This is a genomic window from Mesorhizobium sp. B2-7-3 (genome assembly GCF_006440715.1).
Taxonomy (GTDB): Bacteria; Pseudomonadota; Alphaproteobacteria; order Rhizobiales; family Rhizobiaceae; genus Mesorhizobium; species Mesorhizobium australicum.
In genome coordinates this window covers 20,600-38,444 of record NZ_VFTY01000011.1, presented here as the reverse complement: position 1 = coordinate 38,444, position 17,845 = coordinate 20,600, and the positions used below count along the sequence as shown (strand labels likewise).

Genomic DNA, 17,845 nt, shown 5'->3' with positions numbered 1-17,845 from the left:
CGCGGCCCAGAGCGTCAAGGCCACCGGGATGACCTTGCCGCCTACCGTGATCTTCTGTGCTTCGACCGCCTCGACGCGATTGCCGAGGGGCGACCTCGACGCAGAGCCTTTCCAGGCGCAGAATCCGCCAGCTGCAGACGGTCGCCGGCATCGGCGAGTATGATGCTTGTCTTCTCCGGCCGGATGTTACGGAAGTCGCGCGCCAGGGTGTGCCGGCTGAGTTCTGCGATCGAGCCCGCGAGTTCCACGCCGGTCGGGCCGCCTCCGATGATGGCGATCGTCATTAGCCGGGATTGCTCGACTGGATAGGTTATCCGTTCCGCAAGCTCGAACGACAGCAGCAATCGCGACCGGATCGTGCCGGCATCCTCGATGGTCTTCAAGCCCGGACAACCTGAGCCCAGCTGTCCTGGCCGACATAAAACGGCTGCGAACCGGTTGCCGGGACCAGTATGTATAGGGAACCGTGGTTCCATCGGCCAGCACAAGCATCCCGCCCTCGGTGCCGATCTCAGCGACATCGCCGAAGAGGAACTGAACCGAGGGACAGCGGCCCAGTATCTTGCGGATTGGCTCGGCGATGTCAGGCGCCGACAGGGCGGCGGTTGCAACCTGATAGAGCAAGGGCTGGAACAGGTGGTGATTGTGGCGGTCGATGATCGTCACCCCCGATCTCCGCCTTCCGAGCGCCTTGGCAACCTTCAGACCGGCAAAGCCACTGCCGACCACGACGATGCGCGAATTCAAGATTCGCCCATGCCTGCTCTTGGCGAGTTGCATGCTTGATGCTCCTGTCCGGTTCGAAAGTCATAAGGCTGTCAGGTATGGCTCGCAGCGATCTGAAGTCAGGGCTCGCTCCGGCGGGATCGGTCCAGGCGAGGCATCCGGCAATAATTGGCGTCGTGCTGACGACTAGGGCGCCGCGCACGTAAAGGATCACCAACCCGCGCCACGAGACGCGGTCGACCGCCCAGACGGTGCCGCTGCCGTCGACCCATTTCAGACGGGCGTCGGCGACTTGAATGGCCCGCATCATCGTCGCTGGTTCCATGCCGCCCCGAAAGACGATGACCGAATTGGCGGCACCGTTGAAGAGCGGGCCGGCGCCCGCTGCCAATCCTGCAAGCAAGACGATGCTGGTAAGCGCTGCCGACGCGCCGCGTGCCGGTCCGCCGCGGTTGGGCAGCACCACCACCATAAGAAGGGGCACAATGCCGAAGATGACGAGCCACGCCATATCCCAGGCGAGCGGCATGTCGCTGTTCATCTTGATCCGATGCAGCCCTAGCAGCCAATGGAACAAAACGGCATCAAAAATATGCCAGACGCCGAACCCGACCAAGGCAACCCGCAGGATCTCAGTCGTGGTCCCAGGCCGCGCGCCGGCCGCCCTCGCGGCCACAAGCAGCACTGCGCCGGCCACCGCGAGCACATACATGAAAAGGTGAAAGAGGCCGTCGGCCATGATCTGGAAGCGCAGGTTGGAGCCCGCCGGGTCGGCGAGGCCCGAGAGAAGATGATGCCATTGCAGGATCTGATGCAGGACGATGCCGTCGAGAAACCCACCGAGCGCGAAGCCGAGCAGCAGCCACCCTGCTCGGATTCTCCGATCGAACGTCTCGGCAATCGCATCCATGTCAGGACCACTGCCTCCAGGCCGGGGTGGGCCGTCGCGTAGGCGTGGACTGGTCTAGCGTGGGGTCGTGGAGGCCGTGACGCGCCTCGATCGAGAAGGCGGATATCAGCCCACCAACCACCGTCGTCAGAACCATTGCCGCAGCAATTATCGCCAGCATGAATGCTGATCCTCCTCCGCAGGGTGATGCTGCGCTGAGCCAAACCATGGCTTCCGTTGAATGTTCCAGACGCAGGTCTGTGGGGGGAACATTCAACTGCCAGCACGGTTCGGTGCTGGTTGACGGACGGCCCAAGCGGAGACGGTCATGAGTGAACATATCGCAACAGATCTGGGCAGTCGCGACGACCACAGGCCAAGCGGCATTACCCGGTGGCTGTTCTCGACCAACCACAAGGACATCGGTACACTCTATCTGATCTTCGCTTTCCTCGCGGGCGTCATCGGTATGCTTTTGTCGGTGAGCATGCGAATTGAGCTGCAGCAACCCGGGATCCAGTTTTTCCCCGGACTGGCGTCGATGATCTACGGCTATCAAGGCGACGAGGCCATCGATGCGGGCAAGCAACTCTATAACGTCTTCACGACGGCCCACGCGCTGATCATGATCTTCTACACCGTAATGCCCGCCCTGATCGGCGGCTTCGCCAACTGGATGGTTCCGATCATGATCGGCGCCCCCGACATGGCGTTCCCACGTATGAACAACGTTTCGTTCTGGCTGCTGCCACCGGCATTCATGCTGCTTTTGTTGTCGATCTTCGTGCCCAGCGTGCCGGGCGGCTATGGCTCCGGGACCGGCTGGTTTCTCTACCCGCCACTGTCGACCTCCGGCCATCCCGGTCCCGCGGTCGATCTGGTTATCTTGTCGCTGCACATTGCGGGTGCCTCCTCTATACTGGGGGCTATCAATTTTATTACGACCATCTTCAACATGCGCGCGCCGGGGATGACGCTGCACAAGATGCCCCTGTTTGTGTGGTCGATCCTCATCACCGGCTTTCTGCTGCTGCTAGCTCTGCCGGTGTTGGCCGGCGCCATCACCATGCTCCTGACCGACCGCAATTTCGGAACCACGTTCTTCGCGCCGGACGGCGGAGGCGACCCGCTGCTTTACCAGCATCTCTTCTGGTTCTTCGGCCATCCGGAAGTGTACATCATGATCCTGCCCGCCTTCGGCATCGTAAGTCAGGTGATCTCGACTTTCTCGCGAAGGCCGATCTTCGGGTATCTCGGGATGGTATACGCAATCGTGGCGATCGGGGCGATCGGCTTCGTCGTCTGGGCACACCACATGTACACAAGCGGAATAGGCCTCGACACTCAGCGCTACTTCACCTTCGCGACAATGGTGATCGCAGTGCCGACCGGGATAAAAGTGTTCTCCTGGATCGCGACTATGTGGGGCGGTTCAGTCAGCCTGCGGACGCCGATGCTCTGGGCGCTCGGCTTCATATTCCTCTTTACTGTTGGCGGGGTGACGGGCGTCCAACTCGCAAATGCCGGCCTCGACCGTGAATTGCACGACACATATTTTGTCGTCGCGCATTTCCACTACATACTTTCACTCGGAGCGATCTTCGGCATATTCGCGGGCTGGTATTACTGGTTCCCGAAAATGACGGGCTATCTGTACAACCCGCTTCTGGCTGGAATCCATTTCTGGACGACCTTCGTCGGTGTCAACCTCGTCTTCTTCCCCCATCACTTCCTTGGCCTGGCGGGCATGCCGCGTCGCTATATCGACTATCCCGACGCATTCGCCGGCTGGAACATGATTTCATCGTACGGATCATATTTGTCGGCCGCGAGTGTCGTGGTTTTCCTCTTCGGCATCTTGGAGGCTTTCTCCCGGCGAAGGGCGGCCGGCATGAACCCATGGGGAGCAGGAGCCACCACATTGGAGTGGGAGTTGACCTCTCCACCCCCTTTCCATCAATGGGACAAGCTCCCGAGAATCGAATGATGGCGGCTGCCGCGCGCGACAGGTGACGGGACGGTGCTGAGTTGGAAGGCGCGCCGCGCAGGCCGTGATCTTGAAGGGAGAACCTCCGCCTATCGGAAGCTGATCACGAGCACGGCGAAACAGCTGACGAGGGCTACCGCCCAGCAAAACAACCAGTTGGCGATCAGCAGAACCGATTTCAGCACGGTCGCGTGGCAGTAGTCTTCGATGATCGATTGCATGCCCAGCCGCATGTGGATGCAGTTGACCAAAATGAAGGCGATGAGGGCGGGTGCGACATAGATCGACCCGATGACGCGCACGACGACATCTCGAGGCTCTCCGATCAGCCTGATAACGACCGCGACGATGTAAATGACCAGGATCAACAGTGCAGCAGATGTCAGCCGTTCCAGTATGAACGCTTCGGTTCCATGTTTAGCCGATCCAAGGCCCCGCACTCGAGCCAGCGGAGTTCTGATTGAGCGCCTGTCAGCCATATTGCTTCCCGCAAATCACTTGGTGCGTTGCGCATCACCCGAGCTGTTGCTGTCCAACGCCCGATGGGTGCATAGGTTGCAAGCACGCTCTCAAGTCCAGCGAGGCGGGCTTTATAGGCTGTTAGCTGATACCCTGAACGCCATCAAATGTTCCTGCGACTGCCAGCTTTCCACAACTCGCTTTCAAGCAGCGAGATGCTGAGGCGGACCCGCATCGGTCTGCTTGACCAGCGGGGCCTTCACCGGTTCGACTCTGCGCGGCTGTAGTTCCGTTGCAACGGTGGCGCCAAACACAGGAATTTCAGCGAAACTTGGAACGGGGGAGGGGCATCGCCTGATGCGGACGGGCAAAACGAAACCGGGGTTTAGCCCGGAACAAATCATCGACGATCCGGTTCGGCAGGGTCCGACGATACTCATTCCAAATGTCGGTCATGTTGGCAGACGAAGGGAAGCTAAAGATGTCGAAATCTCTCGACTGCGCCGTTCCGAACAAAGGCAAGATGGAAACCGGCCCGAAAACATCTCCGCAACAGGATCCGGTGGAAGGCTCGCGCGAGACGATCGATCGCGAACTTGAGCGGACTGACGACGAAAACAATTCCGACGAAGCGGAACGCTTGCGCCGAGATCTGCGAAAAGAGGTGGCGGAAGAGACCGACTTGCCCGAAAGCGGCTCGGCCTGAGGATCGCCCGAACACATTGCGGGCTACCGTGCCCCGATGCTTCTGACGCACAGAACGGCCACTCGACGGTCATGATCACGGCCCAGCCTGTTCTATCAACGTAGGGTCGCCGAGACCAACCCCCTCTGGGACACGACCTGTCGCGGGTCGCATGCCGCCATGGGCTCGGCAACTCTGTCAGGCTGCGCCGGCCTCCCGGCGGCGCTGCGAGCGGGCAAGGTCTCGGGCTACTGCAGCGCCTCGGGGAAAGCCGCTGCGATCGCTGTAGTCGCGCGGCTTGGTTCCGTTGCGTGAGTGGCGCCCGGTCACGCCTTTCGCACCGATGATGTCGAGCAGTGCAAGACCGGCGACCATGGCAAGCGCAAGGCCCACATTGTCGCGCTTTGGGTTGTCATCCCGATACGCCGTCAGCAATGTCGCGATGTCCAGGCCGTCGCCAGCCACCCGACTCCACAGCCCGGCATGCTTGTCCACCGAAAGCGAGAGTATGCCGCTGCTTATTTCTCGCGCCCCATAGGCGCGGATCAGCCCTTCCTTGCCGCTCATCCCGAGCGCGCCGGCCATCCGCTCGGCGCCAAGCAACTCGACGGCACCAAGCACGATGCTGAACCAGCCGAGCTTGCGGGCAAGGCCGTCGGAGGCGCCGACCACACTCGGCCCAGCCTTCAGGACTTTGGGATCGCCAGGCGATCGGGTGATGTTGGAAACTTTAGCAACCACGGTCATGACGATTTCCTACGGTTTCAGTACAACCTTGATGCAGCTGTCCTGCTTGTCGCGAAACACCTTGTACATTTCGGGTCCCTGCTCAAGCCCGACGGTATGGGTGATGACGAAGGACGGGTCGATCTGGCCATCTTCGATGCGGCGTAACAGATCCTCGGTCCAACGGTTGACATGGGTCTGCCCCATGCGGAACGTGAGCCCCTTGTTCATTGCCGGTCCCATCGGGAGCTTGTCGACCAGCCCGCTGTAGACGCCGGGGATCGAGATCACGCCGGCCGGCCGGCAGACATAAATCATCTCACGCAGAACGTGCGGTCGATCATTTTCCATCAGCATCAACTGCTTTGCGCGATCGTAGAGGGTATCGGGCTGGGCCAGCGAGACGTGGCTTTCCATGCCGACGCAATCGATGCACTTCTCAGGACCCATCCCACCGGTGAGTTCCTGCAGCCGTTCAACGACACTTTCCTCGGCAAAATTGATGGCTATGGCACCGCCTGCCGCGGCCATCGACAGCCGTTCCGGCAGGCAATCGATCGCCACCACCTGTTTCGCGCCGAGCAGCAGGGCGCTGCGTATCGCCATCTGCCCAACTGGGCCGCAGCCCCACACCGCAACGGTATCGGTGGGCTCTATTTCGCACTGAGCCGCGGCTTGCCATCCTGTGGGAAAGATGTCGCCGAGGAAGAGGACCTGCTCGTCGGTAAGGCTGTCAGGCACCTTCACGTGCGTGGCGTCGGCGAACGGCACCCGCATGTACTCCGCCTGTCCCCCGGGATAGCCGCCGGTCAGATGAGTGTATCCAAACAGACCCGCGGTGGTGTGCCCGAACACCTTGTCACCGAGATTCTTCTTACGGTTCGTGCGTTCGCAAACCGAAAAGTTCTGTCGCTTGCACTGGTCGCACTCACCGCAGATTATGGTGAACGGCACGACGATCCGGTCGCCTTTCTTCAGAGCGCCGTTGACTCCCTTCCCGACCTCCACGACCTCCCCCATCATCTCGTGGCCCATGATGTCGCCGGGCAGCATGGCCGGCACAAAATTATGGTAGAGGTGAAGGTCGGAGCCGCAAATCGCACAACTCGTCACCCTGATGATGGCGTCACGCTCATCCACAATTTCCGGATCGGAAACCTGATCGCAGCGTATGTCTTCCTTGCCGTGCCAGACCAACGCCCGCATAGCTTGCTCCTCTGCCCGCAAGATCTAGGGGTGGGACCTCGCGCCTGTCGTAAGCGGGCCGATGCTTCTTTGGATCGACTGTGTCCGCTGCCTGTCGAACCGCAACGGCGGACCGATGTTCCGGTGCGTGGAGAGAATTTTGGAGCCATTCCAGAGACGATCAGTAACGAGCGCGGTGTCGCGTCCAAGTCGCCACAGCGGGAGCGCTTGGCTGCACACCTACTCAAGCTGTTCATGAACGGCTTAGCTGGGGAGTATGAATTGCTGGACGCCGAGAGAAACAGGGCTCGACCTCAGGGCACGACTGTTCCGAAGATCTTTGACGGCGACATTGGGATCAGCGGAGCTGATTTGGCATGAGCCGCATCCATCGCGGTGACTGCTTGGCAAGCCAGGGCGTGAACTTTCTTGAAACTACCGTGACACTCAAGACGCGCTTGAGCGTGAGGCAGGCAAGCAGATATTCGTGGACCAGCACCCTGATCAGCGAGCTTTTTGTGTGTTTCCTAGGGTTGAAATTGTCTGATCCTGACAGGCACGCCCTCATCGTGCCGGCTTCTGGCAATGCACCCAAAAATTTGCTCATAGCATCTTGGATGCGCCGCCAGTCTTGTCCGCCAGACAGACCAGCGCGTGGCCAGGTATTCGCGCGTGCAACCGCCTTCTGCGAAGATGGTAACGGGATGCGAGGGGGCGGCCGGCGCTTGCGCTTGAAGTCCTTAAGCGACGGCTCAGTGGAACATCCCGGTCTTCGAGTGGTTGGGCGCAGCGGTTAAGGAGACGAATGAATATGATCTCTGATGTGGACACCCTCGACCTGCAAGAGAAACTGCCGAAGCAACAGCAGCGTGCTCCGGGCCAGACGAACGCAATGTCCCCGCGGCCCGATCACGGGGAGCACAGTTACGAGGGGAGTGGCAAGCTTGAAGGCAAAACGGCTATTATCACGGGTGGGGACTCCGGGATCGGTCGCGCAGTGGCCATTGCTTTTGCCAGGGAGGGTGCCGATATTGTCTTGTCTTACCTGAATGAACACGACGACGCGCGCGAGACGGCCGACTGGGTGGAGAAAGCGGGCAGGCGTGCCGTTCTTGTTGCCGGCGACGTCGGGGACGAAAGGCATTGCGTAGACATAGTCGAGACGGCCATGCGTCAGTTGGGGCAAGTCGACATCCTGGTCAACAACGCTGCTCACCAAGCCACGCTTGACGATATTGCGGAGCTCTCTGCGGAAGAGCTGGATCAGACGTTCAGGACGAACATTTACAGCCAGTTCTTTTTGTCAAAAGCAGCATTGCGGCACATGGGCAATGGTGCCAGCATCATCAACACCGCGTCAATCCAGGCAGCCGATCCGTCCCCACAGCTCCTGGCCTACGCCGCCACCAAGGGCGCTATCGTGAATCTGACCAAGGGACTGTCTAAAATGGTCGCCAAGCGCGGCGTCCGTGTCAACGCCGTCGCCCCCGGCCCCGTCTGGACTCCCCTGATCCCTTCAACGATGCCACCGGAAAAGGTCGCCGAGTTCGGTCGCAACACGCCCATCGGACGCCCCGCCCATCCGGCCGAGTTGGCGGCCACCTACGTTCTGCTTGCCACGGCAGGCGCAAGCTATATCACCGGAGCTGTCATTGCGGTCACCGGTGGCCGCCTGATGTAGTCGGTGCAGCCGTCGCCAGCCCCGCCACCAGATGCTGAGTCAGGGGCGGCTCCCAGCGTGGACTCGGCAAAGAACAATCACGCTTGGCCATGGCGACGATGATCATCAAGAAGGCGAGCATGTGATCATACCCATCATGTCGTCACCAAAGTTTTTGGTGATGATGATCCTGCCGCCTATGCTAATTGCCGGGTATTCATACTGAGGTAAGAGATCTCACGTTTGGAACGTCAGCAGCCTTCCGTCTCCCATGGGCGACAGCGGCGCCGCCATTCAAGGACTCTCCGCCACAAATATGCTGAGCGGATCAGCTCACTATGTCGGTTGGCCAATTGCGCACCATGAGCCATATCCTTCCGGAACAAGTTGGATTAGCCGAAGTTCCACCCGCAGGCGCCATACTCATGCTCCCCGCCCGTGGCGCACCGGCCCGCTGCTTTCCCCTCGTGGCAGCGGGCCATTTCATTGCTTGACAAGCTTTGTCGACAAAGCCAGTTTTTTACGCTGAGGGACAACGCGGGGGAGAGTTACCGTGAAGAAGGCCGATGAAAAGGCAGAACTGCAGAAGCGCGAACGCCTGGGTAGCATCGCTGCCCAGGTAGCCGTATCCGGCCTGAGCAACGTGTGATGTGAGAAGCCAGCGCTGATCAAGTGCGAGCGACTTTCGTCTGTACTGCCGGGTCGAGCATGTCGTTGCCACCGCCCGCCTGATATCTGCTGAAGATCACGCCAGATTCTCCGCAGCCTCACGCCCGCGCCGCCGCCGTCCCCCTTGGTGGCCGACGGGTTCGGAACACCACCGTTGCGACGGCATTGTTCAGAGACTTGCTGGCGAAGGTCACCATCGCGACTAACTGCAAGCTGGACTGTTGGTGGACTAATTTAGCTATGGAACATTTACCGGACACCAGTGTTCGGGATCGGGCCGTCCACTCCAGCGGCCTTCCCAAGTGACCCTTGCCCGCTGGCTCGGCCGGCGGGCTTTTTCCGTCGAGCCTCGCATGTACAATCAGAACTGGCCGGCATGCTATTTCTCGCCCAGAAGGAGTTTCGCCTCGCGAACGAGCGAATTCCACTCTCTGCCCAGCAACAGGACAAGCTCTGTCGCTTGCGCCTCGCTATCCCGGTCTCTCGGATAAGCCTTTCGATGAGGCTGTCCTGCGGCGGCTTCTTACCTGTCATCGTCGCGTCCCGTTTCGGCGCTTCAGGGATTAACATATGATAATCGTGCCCCTTAAGCGATTGAAATTTTTCGGCGCCGGAGCGGGACAACATCCTTGCGTTTGAACTCTTCTCGCTAGAACTCTGTGCGGAGTGCATTGGAAGCAACCATGGCCGGTAAGTACCTGGACCATCTCCTGGAATGCCCATACTGCGGCACGATCCGCCTGCAGATTCCTGGAGACGCTCAACCTTCAACGCCGATCAACTGCGCCGAGTGCGGCCAGTATCTTGGCACATGGGACGAAATTCAGTCGGATTTCGAACGCCAAGGCGGGAACAGCGGGGCGTTCCACATCGAAAAGGGCCGGATCCAGAAGCTGGACTAAACTTAGCGCGGGTAAATCTCGGCCCACCAGCAGCGCCTTATGTCCTCAACAGTCCGGCACTGTAGAATCGAAGTTGTATGTCTTTTGTAATTGAAAGACAGATTTCAACGGACGTGTAGAAATGACGTTGCGCGTTGCCTTCAAGGGAGCTGTGATGGATGATGTTGTCGTGATGCTGAACGGCAAGGCTCTGCCTTGCATTGAAGTGTTCGAGGCCTGCGGAGAATGGTTCGTCCGCGTGCTTGAGAAAGACCGGGAACTCACCCGGTCATTTATACTGGAATCTTTTGCGCTGTCCTATGCGGAAGGCCAGCGGATACGCTTAAGGCTGGATAGGGTCGTTCGGATTTAGGCACTACCCAGCCGTAGGGGGCGGTAACAAAACCCCGACAGGCCTGACAGGCCACTCCATATGAGGGGTCCAGAAGCCAGGGCTGATCGAATGCGGGCGACCGTCGTCCGTGACTGGCTATTGGCTCGCACCAGTGGGCGTTTGCTTTTCTAATGCGAGATCAGGCTTTGCCGGCCTTGATCCTCGTCAGGTGCGCTCTTGCTTCGCCGACACGCCGCTGGGCGCCTCTTATTGTGTCGCAGAGGGCGAGATCGATGCCCACGCCATAGCGCTTGTCCGTTATCCGCTCGAGGCGTTTCAGGTCGGATTCAGCTTGGCTCACGCTCAGCCTGGCCTTAGCTAGCTCCAGTTCGAAATGTCCATCCATTGTGTCGCGTCCCTGGGAGCCCCCTTCCATTAGGAAATACTCATTCTCCGCTTTGGTTCCGGCCAGCTCGCGACTTGAAAACACTGCGCCGTAGACACACGCGCCAGCAGCCTCAGCCGGAACAATCGGAACTAACATTTGTTATAAAACATGGAAAGGCCAGTCCCCCCGAACCGACCCCGGACAGCGTTTTGCTGGCCGCTGCACGGCTGCAAGCCGCTCTCCAAAAGCGATCCAGCGAAGCAAAGGGAAGTGAGGCGGCCGCAGTGGGCGTCACTCCGCGGCCAGAAGGATGAGCGGAACCTAATACGTCCCGGCGACTTATGCCCGAATGAGCACGCGCGGCGTCATCTTTCTCGATCAATGGATCGCCAACAACGTCCCTGGGACCACCAACGCGGACGTGATCTCCGTTGACGAACTCACGCACAAGCTCATTGCCGATGCCAAGGCAGTCGGCATAAAGCGGGCGGAGATAGACGAGGAGGTCGACAGCCTCTATCAAACCATCCTTGATGCTATAGTGCATTCCAACCCGGTTTGACGAAGTAGTCGTCGCTCGCGGTCTCAGGGCGGCGTGGTCAGTTTCTCCACAGTGGCGATGATCGCTTTGGCGAGCGCCTCCGCCTCATCCCTCGGGGCCGGCCCATAGAGCGCATTGACCATCTCTCGGCTAGGCAGGACGCCGGCGGGACACGTTTGCTCGATCACCATTCTGATCAAGCCGAGGGCCGCGTCACAGTCCTCGGCAGAGATCATTATCGAGGGCAGAGTGCGCAGTCGCTCGAAGCTCTCGGCAGCTCGCGACTTGAAAAGACTGCGCCGTAGACACGCGCCAGCAGCCTCAGCCGGAACAATCGGGACTAACATTTGTTATAAAACATGGAAAAGGCCAATCCCCCCGAACCGACCCCGGACAGCGTTTTGCTGGCCGCTGCACGGCTGCAAGCCGCTCTCCAAAAGCGATCCAGCGAAGCAAAGGGAAGTGAGGCGGCCGCAGTGGGCGTCACTCCGCGGCCAGAAGGATGAGCGGAACCTAATACGCCCGGCGACTTATGCCCGAATGAGCACGCGGGGCGTCAATTTCCTTGACAAGTGGATGAGCTGCAATGTGTCAGGTCTGGCAAGTTCGGACGTGATTTTCAGTTGCCGAGTCTATTCAGAAGCTTTTCGCCGACGCCAAGGCGATCGGGATCAGCAGCACGGAAATCGAGGAAGAGACCGGCAGCGTCTATGAAACGGTGCTCGATGCTATCGTCCACCACGATGCCGGGTTGGCGGACTGACTGGTCTTCCTTGTGGCGGATCGTCCACATCACTGTGTCAGCGCCGTCTCCGAGGGCCGCTTGTTGTAGTCGCATTTGCCGGTCACGTTGTAGAAGAAGTCGGCGTTGCTGACTGGCGCCGGGACCGAGTTGCCGCCATCTTCCCAAGCCTGGTAGGCTGTCGCGCCGCAAGGCACCACGCTGAAGATGTCGACAGGCTGGCCGGTGGCCGTCTCGGTCAAGGTGGTCGCGCTCAAACCGCTATAGAGCCGGTTGGACGTCGTTGGATCGTTTGAGATCAGCTTTTTCGGGTTGCCCGACGGTACGTCCATCTGCAAATAGAGGCCGCCCATCGCGCTGACGTCGATCGCCGCGCCGGCGCTGTTGGCCGGATACATCGTATCGACGCAGTAGTATTTCGTGCCGCTCGCATCGGTCTTGAGGGTCACGCCGCTTGGCGGATTGTTGCCGACGGTGCAGACCTGCTTCTGGACCAGCGTGGTGACGGTCTTGCCGGCTGAATCGGTGGTGAGGACGTTGACATTGGTCGTGCCGTAGCCCTTGGGATCCTTGGTGTTCCCATAGGTATAGTCGATCGTCATCAGCGGCTTGGCCACCGTCGCACCGAATTGCGTGCCGTAAAGCGTCATTGTCTTGTTCCAGTAACCCGAAACCCCGGAGACCTTGAAGGTAGCCGCAACCAGCGCGGGCGGCTTGCTGACCGCAGAGGCGACGGCGATCGGTACGGTGTTGATCCTGGCGATGCTCATGAAAACGGTCGGCATGGCGAAGCTCGCCGTGGCCTGCGCCGTGGTGGCGGTGGTGGTGTTGCCGGCCACGAAGTTGGTCAGCGTCGCGGTGCCTTGTCCACCGTTCGCGGCGAAGGAATCCTGCAGCAGCGTCTGGCGCTGCGCCAGCGTCGACGTGGTGTCCATGGTCGTGATCGTCAGGATCGCGGCATCCAGCGCCTGCTGCTGGTTGGATTTGGTCTGGACCGCGCTTGTATAGTCGACCGAGAAGCCGATGACCGCGATCAGGGGCATCAGGCTCATCAGGAAGAGCGGCATCATCGACCCGCTGCGGGAGCGGGCAAAGCCGCGCAAAATCCTGAACATTTCAAACCCCCGACAGACATTAGCGAGCGTGCAATTACCACGAGCCGGCGAACCAAGCTCTAATGTGACCCATCAAAGTTTATGCATTCTTTGCCCGTAGGCGGTTCTTTCGATTCTTTTGCCGATCTCACCGTCCGCTGTTACGGCCTAAATCTCTTCGTCGAACAGGGTCACAGGCCCAACCGGCTAATCGAAGATCTGCCGTCAACGGCCCGCTGGCTCACGCCCGGCGGGCTTTGTTATTTCCGCTTTGGAAATTCTATCACCTTCGCCTCAGGCTCCAGCTCCAGCGGTTCATGACCAGGCCGCTCATGCAGAAGACTTGGCGCAGATCCCGTTGGTCGACCCGCTGACCGCAGTGCGGGCAGTTGTAGAAGTGAAGATGCTCTTCAATGTGCTTCCCTCCATGCAGTTTGCCGGGAATCGGGGGGCCGAGGTCAGATAGCTTCGTCATGCGGGTGGCAACATCCGGCCACGCCAAACGTTCCGGAACTACTTTAGCTAAAGCTTATTGAATCGACGGTTTGCGTGAGTGAGTTGATGCGTCTGAAGTTCATTAAGCCAATGGAGCCCGAACTGGTCGACACCCCGCCACAGGGCGCCGAATGGCTCCACGAGATCAAGTTCGATGGGTACCGGACCCAAGTCACAAAGGACGACGACGGGATTCGGCTGATCACCAAGAATGGCTACGATTGGACAGGTCGCCATATCCAGCTTGCCGGCGAAGCAGCGGCGATCGAAGCGAAGGATTTCATCATCGACGGTGAGGCGATCACCATCAATGAAGCTGGCCTGTCTGACTTCCATGCACTGCAATCAGCCGTCACGAGCCGCAATCCGTCGCGAGACCTCTATCTGGTGGCGTTCGATCTCCTGCACCTCAACGGCTACGATTTGCGCGACATGCCGGTGGAAGACCGCCGCGACATTCTCCAGGCATTGATCCCGACCGGTGGCCGCATCCAGTTCAGCGAAGCGATGCCTGGGACCGGCGATGCCGTCTATCACCTTGTCAACCAAGCCGGCCTGGAGGGCATAGTTTCCAAGCGCAAGAACAGCAAATATCGCAGCGGGACGACGATGAACTGGCGCAAGATCAAGTGCTATGCCGAAAAGGAAATGGACATCATTGGCGTTCAACGCGAGGCGGGCAAACCAGCCATGGTCCTCATGGCAGACAAGGGCCGCTATGCCGGCGGCGCCTTCGTCACGTTCAAGGCTGATAAGCGACAAGCGCTTTGGATCGTGTGCAACGGAAGGTCGGCGGGCCGGCTCCGATAGGCTTGGCCAAGGCAAAGGCAGAATGGCTCAAGCCCGGTCTGGTCGGCCGCGTGCGGTTCCTGAAGGGCGAGGAGAAGCTACGTCACGCCAAGCTGCTCGATTTCCGGGATAGGCAATAGCCAACGCTTGCCTGCCGTCAGAGAGGCGGAGGCTGTCGGCGAGGGCGGCGCGATCGAATAGCGGTCCCGAAGTAGACTCTTGCTTTTCGGGTCCCTATCTCTGGTGCATGTGCGGACGAGTTTTCGTGAAAACCACAATCCCTGACATGGTTCGTCGGTTCGAATTCGCCCATCCTGGCGAGGTCGAACGGCTGGGCAACAGCTTTCCTCTCTGGAACGGCGCGCCAAGCCTGACCTATCCGATCATCATCCGAGAAGAGCTGTCGACCAGCATGGCCGGCTTTGTTTCGGCTCGCTGGGGCTTGGTCCCCGGTTGGGCTCGGGAAGGTGGCGGCCGCCCGCCAGCTGTCAACGCCCGCTGCGAGACGATCGCCAGTAATGGCTTGTTCCGCAAGGCTTACAACGCGCGCCGCTGCCTGGGTGCCCGTCGACGGCTATTTCGAATGGCAGAAGCTCGACGCGTCGGGAAAGAAAAAACAGCCCTACGCCATCGCGATGAAATCTGACGAGCCTTTCGCCATGGCCGGGATCTGGGAAGAGTATACCGACAAGGTAACCGGCGAACTTGTGCGGACCTTCGCCATCGCCACTTGCGAGCCGAACGAGCTGATGGCGACCATCCACGACCGCATGCCGGTGATCCTGGCGCCGGCCGACTACAGGCGCTGGCTGGGGCCGGAGCAGGACCCTCGCGACCTGATGAAGCCCTTTCGGTCCGATCTGATGAAGATGTGGCCGATCGACAGCAAGGTGGGTTCGCCGCGCAACAATACGCCCGATATCATCGAGGAGATTGGTCGCGGGCCTACTGATCTGTTTGACGTCTAGGTTCTGGGCTTTGTAGGCCGCTGCCACGACACATAGGGCATCTGATCGTAGACCCTTTGCACCCGGCTCGGTGCACTCCGCGCGGGCAACAAGTGCCGTTTGAGCTCAGCCACTTTGCGCATTGAAAAACCTTGCCGGCGCCCAGACATTGCCGGCACCCGAACTTCCTAAATCCTGCCAAGCACCACCTGCCCACCTACCTGAGACGGCAAGAACGTCAGGGGCATAAATTAGTTTCACCGAAGCTAATCCACGTCCGAGATTTTGCCGTTCGTTAGGTGCGTCTCGATTTTGCTGAGCGCCTTGCGAATGACGTCGACCGCCTGCAAATTGACTGCGAAGTCGAAATTACCTTCCGCCGTCTCGAAAATTAGGACGCCGATCTTCGTTTCGTCGTCCCTCAGCATGCCGATGCCAATTCCTGTGGGCATATACGGTGGTCTATCTACCATGGGTTTCCTCCTTCAGAGATAGCGCTCCCCGTCGCCTCGGTGCTCGAAACAGAACCAATGCGGCTCTTGGCGAGGCCGAGCAAAGCCGAACCCTCCGTGCTTCGCGCAACCCGTGTGCTCGCACATGTGCCCTAGCGGATGTTCGGCCTTCAGGACTTGGGCCAGCGCCGCTTAGGTTCTTGAGCCGCGAGAGAGATAGTATTCTCATCCCGCTCATCGATGTCGATGACGTGACGGGCCGCGAATGGCAGTTCGACGCCGCTCCAGAACACCTCGTTTTGCTCTATCGCGCCTGGATCATTGTCCAGAATGCCGAGATAGCCGCCGGGGATACGCTCGCGAACAAGCACCCACATGCGTTCCACCGCAACGGACACGTCCGGATCACCGATGCGCATACGGAAGATCAGCTTGGCCAAGTCGCCCGGCTGCAGTCCTTCCCGGGCCTCACGAGGAGGACACCAAAAAGTATCGGGTGCCGCCCGATGGTATTCCTCCCCATCATCCAAGCACCAACCATCAGCGTCGAAATTAGGTTCTCTCATAGGGAAGAGCTACCGCATCGGTGGAAGGTCTGCAAACCACCCCAGCTCGGTCATCCGCATTTATGAGTTCACGGCCTAGCACTCTGGCGCGCTCGCGTGGCGCTGGCGTTATGCCGTCGGGAAGCCTGATTGGTTCGTCGCTCATCTGCGGAAAGATTCCATAAGACCGCTTGACGGGCAAGGAATTTGTTCCTTTTCTGTTCTCATGGCGCACGAACCGATCGACACCCTGGGGAAGGCGACCCGGCACAATATGATTGTGAAGGTGGAATGCAGTTGCGGCAATGTCCGCTACTGCAGATCGGCCGATCTCATGATGGTCTATGGCGGCGGCGCTGATCCGTTGAAGCTGAATTTCGACTGCAACCGGTGCAAGCCATCGGTCAAGATCACGCTCCTCGAGGTCCATCCCGAACACCTCCCCAAGAGGCTGATGATCCACAAGCCGATGAAGGTGGACGGCAAGATCACCTGGTACATCGAAAGCTTTCGGGGATGATCGTAGCGAGCGGCCGTGGGCGTCCTTACAGCAATCGCGATATAACGTGGATCAGGTGGGCAACTCGCGTACCAAGGCCAATGGTGAATTCGCCTTCGTTGAAGGCTAAGTCCAAACCGAGGAATCCTGCCCAGCAAAAAAGCAAAGGCGAGAAGCGCACTCACAAACGAAACATTGAATATACCTCAGCGTAGGTTGTGCGGTGATGGCGACCTCGTCGCCAAACCTTGGTGCGGGGCCTTCACAAGATCAGCGGGAACCTAATATGCGCCGGTTGCTATTGAAAAATGACCACACGCGCGCCAATTTCCTCGACAGGTGGATGGCAGAGCATCTGCCGGATGCGGTGACCGACGACCCGGGCGCGATAAACGATCTAGCCGACCACGTCATGGAAGCTGCGGACCGAGAGGGCATCGCGGTAAGCAAGATCTATGAGGAAGTCGACAGCGCCTTCGAAGTGATCGCAAAGGCGATGCAGCACCGCGATGGCAGCTTGGCCATTGCGGACCGCCGCGGACGGGGACAGTCGGTCCCGCGTCCCGTCCTGCGGCCGGCGCTATGCTGACGCTCCTACGGCTGTCCCGTTCACCGCCCGCGGCGGGGGCGAATTTCCTCCGTCCAACGCGCGACAATCGTCCGCTGTTGCGGAAGCGCGCAGGACTGCGGTTTGCACGCCCTTGCTCCCGCTCTCGCTCCACAAGCCGATCTTGAAGGGATAAGGAGCTTTTCGTAGTGACGAACTATGTCGCGGAGGTAGTCTTGACCGAATCCATACTTTCAGCTCCTGTTAGGGCGAAAGCATGAGGGTCACTTCCAAACGTCCGATGCCGGTAAAATGTCACGGACGACGAGACACTGTACGCCATATGGGGACAGATAACGAATGCAGAGCCATCACATGGCGGGCGACAATCATTCTGGCCTGTTAGCGACCGGCGGACCTGCAGGTCTGGCCGGCGCGGTAGCTCTCAGGCAGTGCGTCGGCCAACTTCATTCCAATCGTCGAGGCGTTGCTTTCGAAGAACGGCCTGCACTTTGCTGCGGCCAGGAGCATGCTGTCCGGGATCGGTTCGGGAGGTTCGGCCTTTTCCATCTATAAACAAAATGTTAATCCGGTTCCGAGCAGGC

General features: G+C 59.5%; 19 protein-coding genes and 2 pseudogenes. 10 read left to right on the top strand and 11 right to left on the bottom strand.

Annotated elements, in window-relative coordinates; genetic code table 11:
- Positions 1 to 41: 41 nt before the first annotated feature.
- Both FJW04_RS30455 and FJW04_RS23155 read right to left on the bottom strand, forming a co-directional pair.
- On the bottom strand, positions 42 to 383 hold the full coding sequence (locus FJW04_RS30455; protein ID WP_051041273.1) for a hypothetical protein: 342 nt from the start codon (positions 381 to 383) through the stop codon (positions 42 to 44).
- Positions 384 to 583: 200 nt separating this feature from the next.
- Positions 584 to 1,636: a DUF2243 domain-containing protein gene (locus FJW04_RS23155; RefSeq protein ID WP_246673973.1), complete on the bottom strand. Its 1,053-nt coding sequence runs from the start codon at positions 1,634 to 1,636 to the stop codon at positions 584 to 586.
- Between the two features lie 307 nt (positions 1,637 to 1,943).
- Here FJW04_RS23155 and ctaD point away from each other — a divergent pair, with 307 nt between their 5' ends.
- Positions 1,944 to 3,602 carry a cytochrome c oxidase subunit I gene (gene ctaD, locus FJW04_RS23150; RefSeq protein ID WP_140663638.1) on the top strand — a complete coding sequence of 553 codons (1,659 nt, stop codon included), beginning with the start codon at positions 1,944 to 1,946 and terminating at the stop codon, positions 3,600 to 3,602.
- An 89-nt stretch (positions 3,603 to 3,691) separates the two neighbouring features.
- On the opposite strand, the gene sdhD is transcribed toward ctaD, so the two are convergent.
- Positions 3,692 to 4,081: a succinate dehydrogenase, hydrophobic membrane anchor protein gene (gene sdhD, locus FJW04_RS23145; protein ID WP_015316581.1), complete on the bottom strand. Its 390-nt coding sequence runs from the start codon at positions 4,079 to 4,081 to the stop codon at positions 3,692 to 3,694.
- Between the two features lie 425 nt (positions 4,082 to 4,506).
- Between sdhD and FJW04_RS23140 the strand changes: the two genes are divergently transcribed.
- Positions 4,507 to 4,767, top strand: a complete 261-nt coding sequence (locus FJW04_RS23140; RefSeq protein WP_140663637.1) for a hypothetical protein — start codon at positions 4,507 to 4,509, stop codon at positions 4,765 to 4,767.
- A gap of 177 nt (positions 4,768 to 4,944) precedes the next feature.
- On the opposite strand, the gene FJW04_RS23135 is transcribed toward FJW04_RS23140, so the two are convergent.
- Together FJW04_RS23135 and FJW04_RS23130 are read right to left on the bottom strand one after the other, a co-directional pair.
- Positions 4,945 to 5,493 (bottom strand): hypothetical protein, encoded by a 549-nt coding sequence (locus tag FJW04_RS23135; RefSeq protein ID WP_140663635.1) that lies wholly within the window; start codon positions 5,491 to 5,493, stop codon positions 4,945 to 4,947.
- A 9-nt stretch (positions 5,494 to 5,502) separates the two neighbouring features.
- Positions 5,503 to 6,678, bottom strand: a complete 1,176-nt coding sequence (locus FJW04_RS23130) for a zinc-dependent alcohol dehydrogenase (protein ID WP_140663633.1) — start codon at positions 6,676 to 6,678, stop codon at positions 5,503 to 5,505.
- Positions 6,679 to 7,468: 790 nt separating this feature from the next.
- On the opposite strand from FJW04_RS23130, the gene FJW04_RS23120 reads away from it, so the two are divergent.
- From FJW04_RS23120 to FJW04_RS23110, 3 genes are all read left to right on the top strand, one after another.
- Positions 7,469 to 8,338 carry an SDR family oxidoreductase gene (locus FJW04_RS23120; RefSeq protein WP_140717143.1) on the top strand — a complete coding sequence of 290 codons (870 nt, stop codon included), beginning with the start codon at positions 7,469 to 7,471 and terminating at the stop codon, positions 8,336 to 8,338.
- A gap of 1,331 nt (positions 8,339 to 9,669) precedes the next feature.
- Positions 9,670 to 9,888 carry a hypothetical protein gene (locus tag FJW04_RS23115; RefSeq protein WP_140663629.1) on the top strand — a complete coding sequence of 73 codons (219 nt, stop codon included), beginning with the start codon at positions 9,670 to 9,672 and terminating at the stop codon, positions 9,886 to 9,888.
- Between the two features lie 121 nt (positions 9,889 to 10,009).
- The gene (locus FJW04_RS23110; protein ID WP_246673972.1) at positions 10,010 to 10,240 is read left to right on the top strand and encodes a hypothetical protein; all 231 of its coding nucleotides are present in this window, start codon (positions 10,010 to 10,012) and stop codon (positions 10,238 to 10,240) included.
- A 160-nt stretch (positions 10,241 to 10,400) separates the two neighbouring features.
- Here the strand turns inward: FJW04_RS23110 and FJW04_RS23105 are convergent, their stop codons facing one another.
- Positions 10,401 to 10,607 (bottom strand): hypothetical protein, encoded by a 207-nt coding sequence (locus tag FJW04_RS23105; RefSeq protein WP_140716941.1) that lies wholly within the window; start codon positions 10,605 to 10,607, stop codon positions 10,401 to 10,403.
- 331 nt (positions 10,608 to 10,938) lie between these two features.
- Here FJW04_RS23105 and FJW04_RS23100 point away from each other — a divergent pair, with 331 nt between their 5' ends.
- Complete coding sequence (locus FJW04_RS23100) at positions 10,939 to 11,151, top strand: DUF768 domain-containing protein (RefSeq protein WP_140716939.1); 213 nt, start codon at positions 10,939 to 10,941, stop codon at positions 11,149 to 11,151.
- A gap of 23 nt (positions 11,152 to 11,174) precedes the next feature.
- Here FJW04_RS23100 and FJW04_RS23095 read toward each other — a convergent pair whose 3' ends face one another.
- From FJW04_RS23095 to FJW04_RS23085, 3 genes are all read right to left on the bottom strand, one after another.
- Positions 11,175 to 11,321 carry a hypothetical protein gene (locus FJW04_RS23095; RefSeq protein WP_224720446.1) on the bottom strand — a complete coding sequence of 49 codons (147 nt, stop codon included), beginning with the start codon at positions 11,319 to 11,321 and terminating at the stop codon, positions 11,175 to 11,177.
- Positions 11,322 to 11,749: 428 nt separating this feature from the next.
- On the bottom strand, positions 11,750 to 11,923 hold the full coding sequence (locus tag FJW04_RS30665; RefSeq protein ID WP_318011847.1) for a hypothetical protein: 174 nt from the start codon (positions 11,921 to 11,923) through the stop codon (positions 11,750 to 11,752).
- On the bottom strand, positions 11,923 to 12,987 hold the full coding sequence (locus FJW04_RS23085; protein ID WP_140716937.1) for a pilus assembly protein TadG-related protein: 1,065 nt from the start codon (positions 12,985 to 12,987) through the stop codon (positions 11,923 to 11,925). Before FJW04_RS23085 ends, FJW04_RS30665 begins: the two co-directional genes overlap by 1 nt.
- A gap of 540 nt (positions 12,988 to 13,527) precedes the next feature.
- Here FJW04_RS23085 and FJW04_RS23075 point away from each other — a divergent pair.
- Together FJW04_RS23075 and FJW04_RS23070 are read left to right on the top strand one after the other, a co-directional pair.
- A pseudogene (locus FJW04_RS23075) lies at positions 13,528 to 14,390 on the top strand (RNA ligase family protein).
- Between the two features lie 107 nt (positions 14,391 to 14,497).
- Positions 14,498 to 15,218 (top strand): annotated as a pseudogene (locus FJW04_RS23070) (SOS response-associated peptidase).
- A 245-nt stretch (positions 15,219 to 15,463) separates the two neighbouring features.
- Here FJW04_RS23070 and FJW04_RS23065 read toward each other — a convergent pair.
- Both FJW04_RS23065 and FJW04_RS23060 read right to left on the bottom strand, forming a co-directional pair.
- A complete protein-coding gene (locus FJW04_RS23065) occupies positions 15,464 to 15,670 on the bottom strand; it encodes a hypothetical protein (RefSeq protein WP_140661368.1) in 207 nt (68 codons plus the stop codon).
- Positions 15,671 to 15,819: 149 nt separating this feature from the next.
- Complete coding sequence (locus tag FJW04_RS23060; protein WP_210241316.1) at positions 15,820 to 16,089, bottom strand: hypothetical protein; 270 nt, start codon at positions 16,087 to 16,089, stop codon at positions 15,820 to 15,822.
- 379 nt (positions 16,090 to 16,468) lie between these two features.
- Between FJW04_RS23060 and FJW04_RS23055 the strand changes: the two genes are divergently transcribed.
- Positions 16,469 to 16,714, top strand: coding sequence for a hypothetical protein (locus FJW04_RS23055; RefSeq protein ID WP_246673970.1), 246 nt, complete (start codon positions 16,469 to 16,471; stop codon positions 16,712 to 16,714).
- Positions 16,715 to 16,979: 265 nt separating this feature from the next.
- Positions 16,980 to 17,282, top strand: a complete 303-nt coding sequence (locus FJW04_RS23050) for a DUF768 domain-containing protein (protein WP_140661365.1) — start codon at positions 16,980 to 16,982, stop codon at positions 17,280 to 17,282.
- The last annotated feature ends 563 nt before the right edge of the window (positions 17,283 to 17,845 follow it).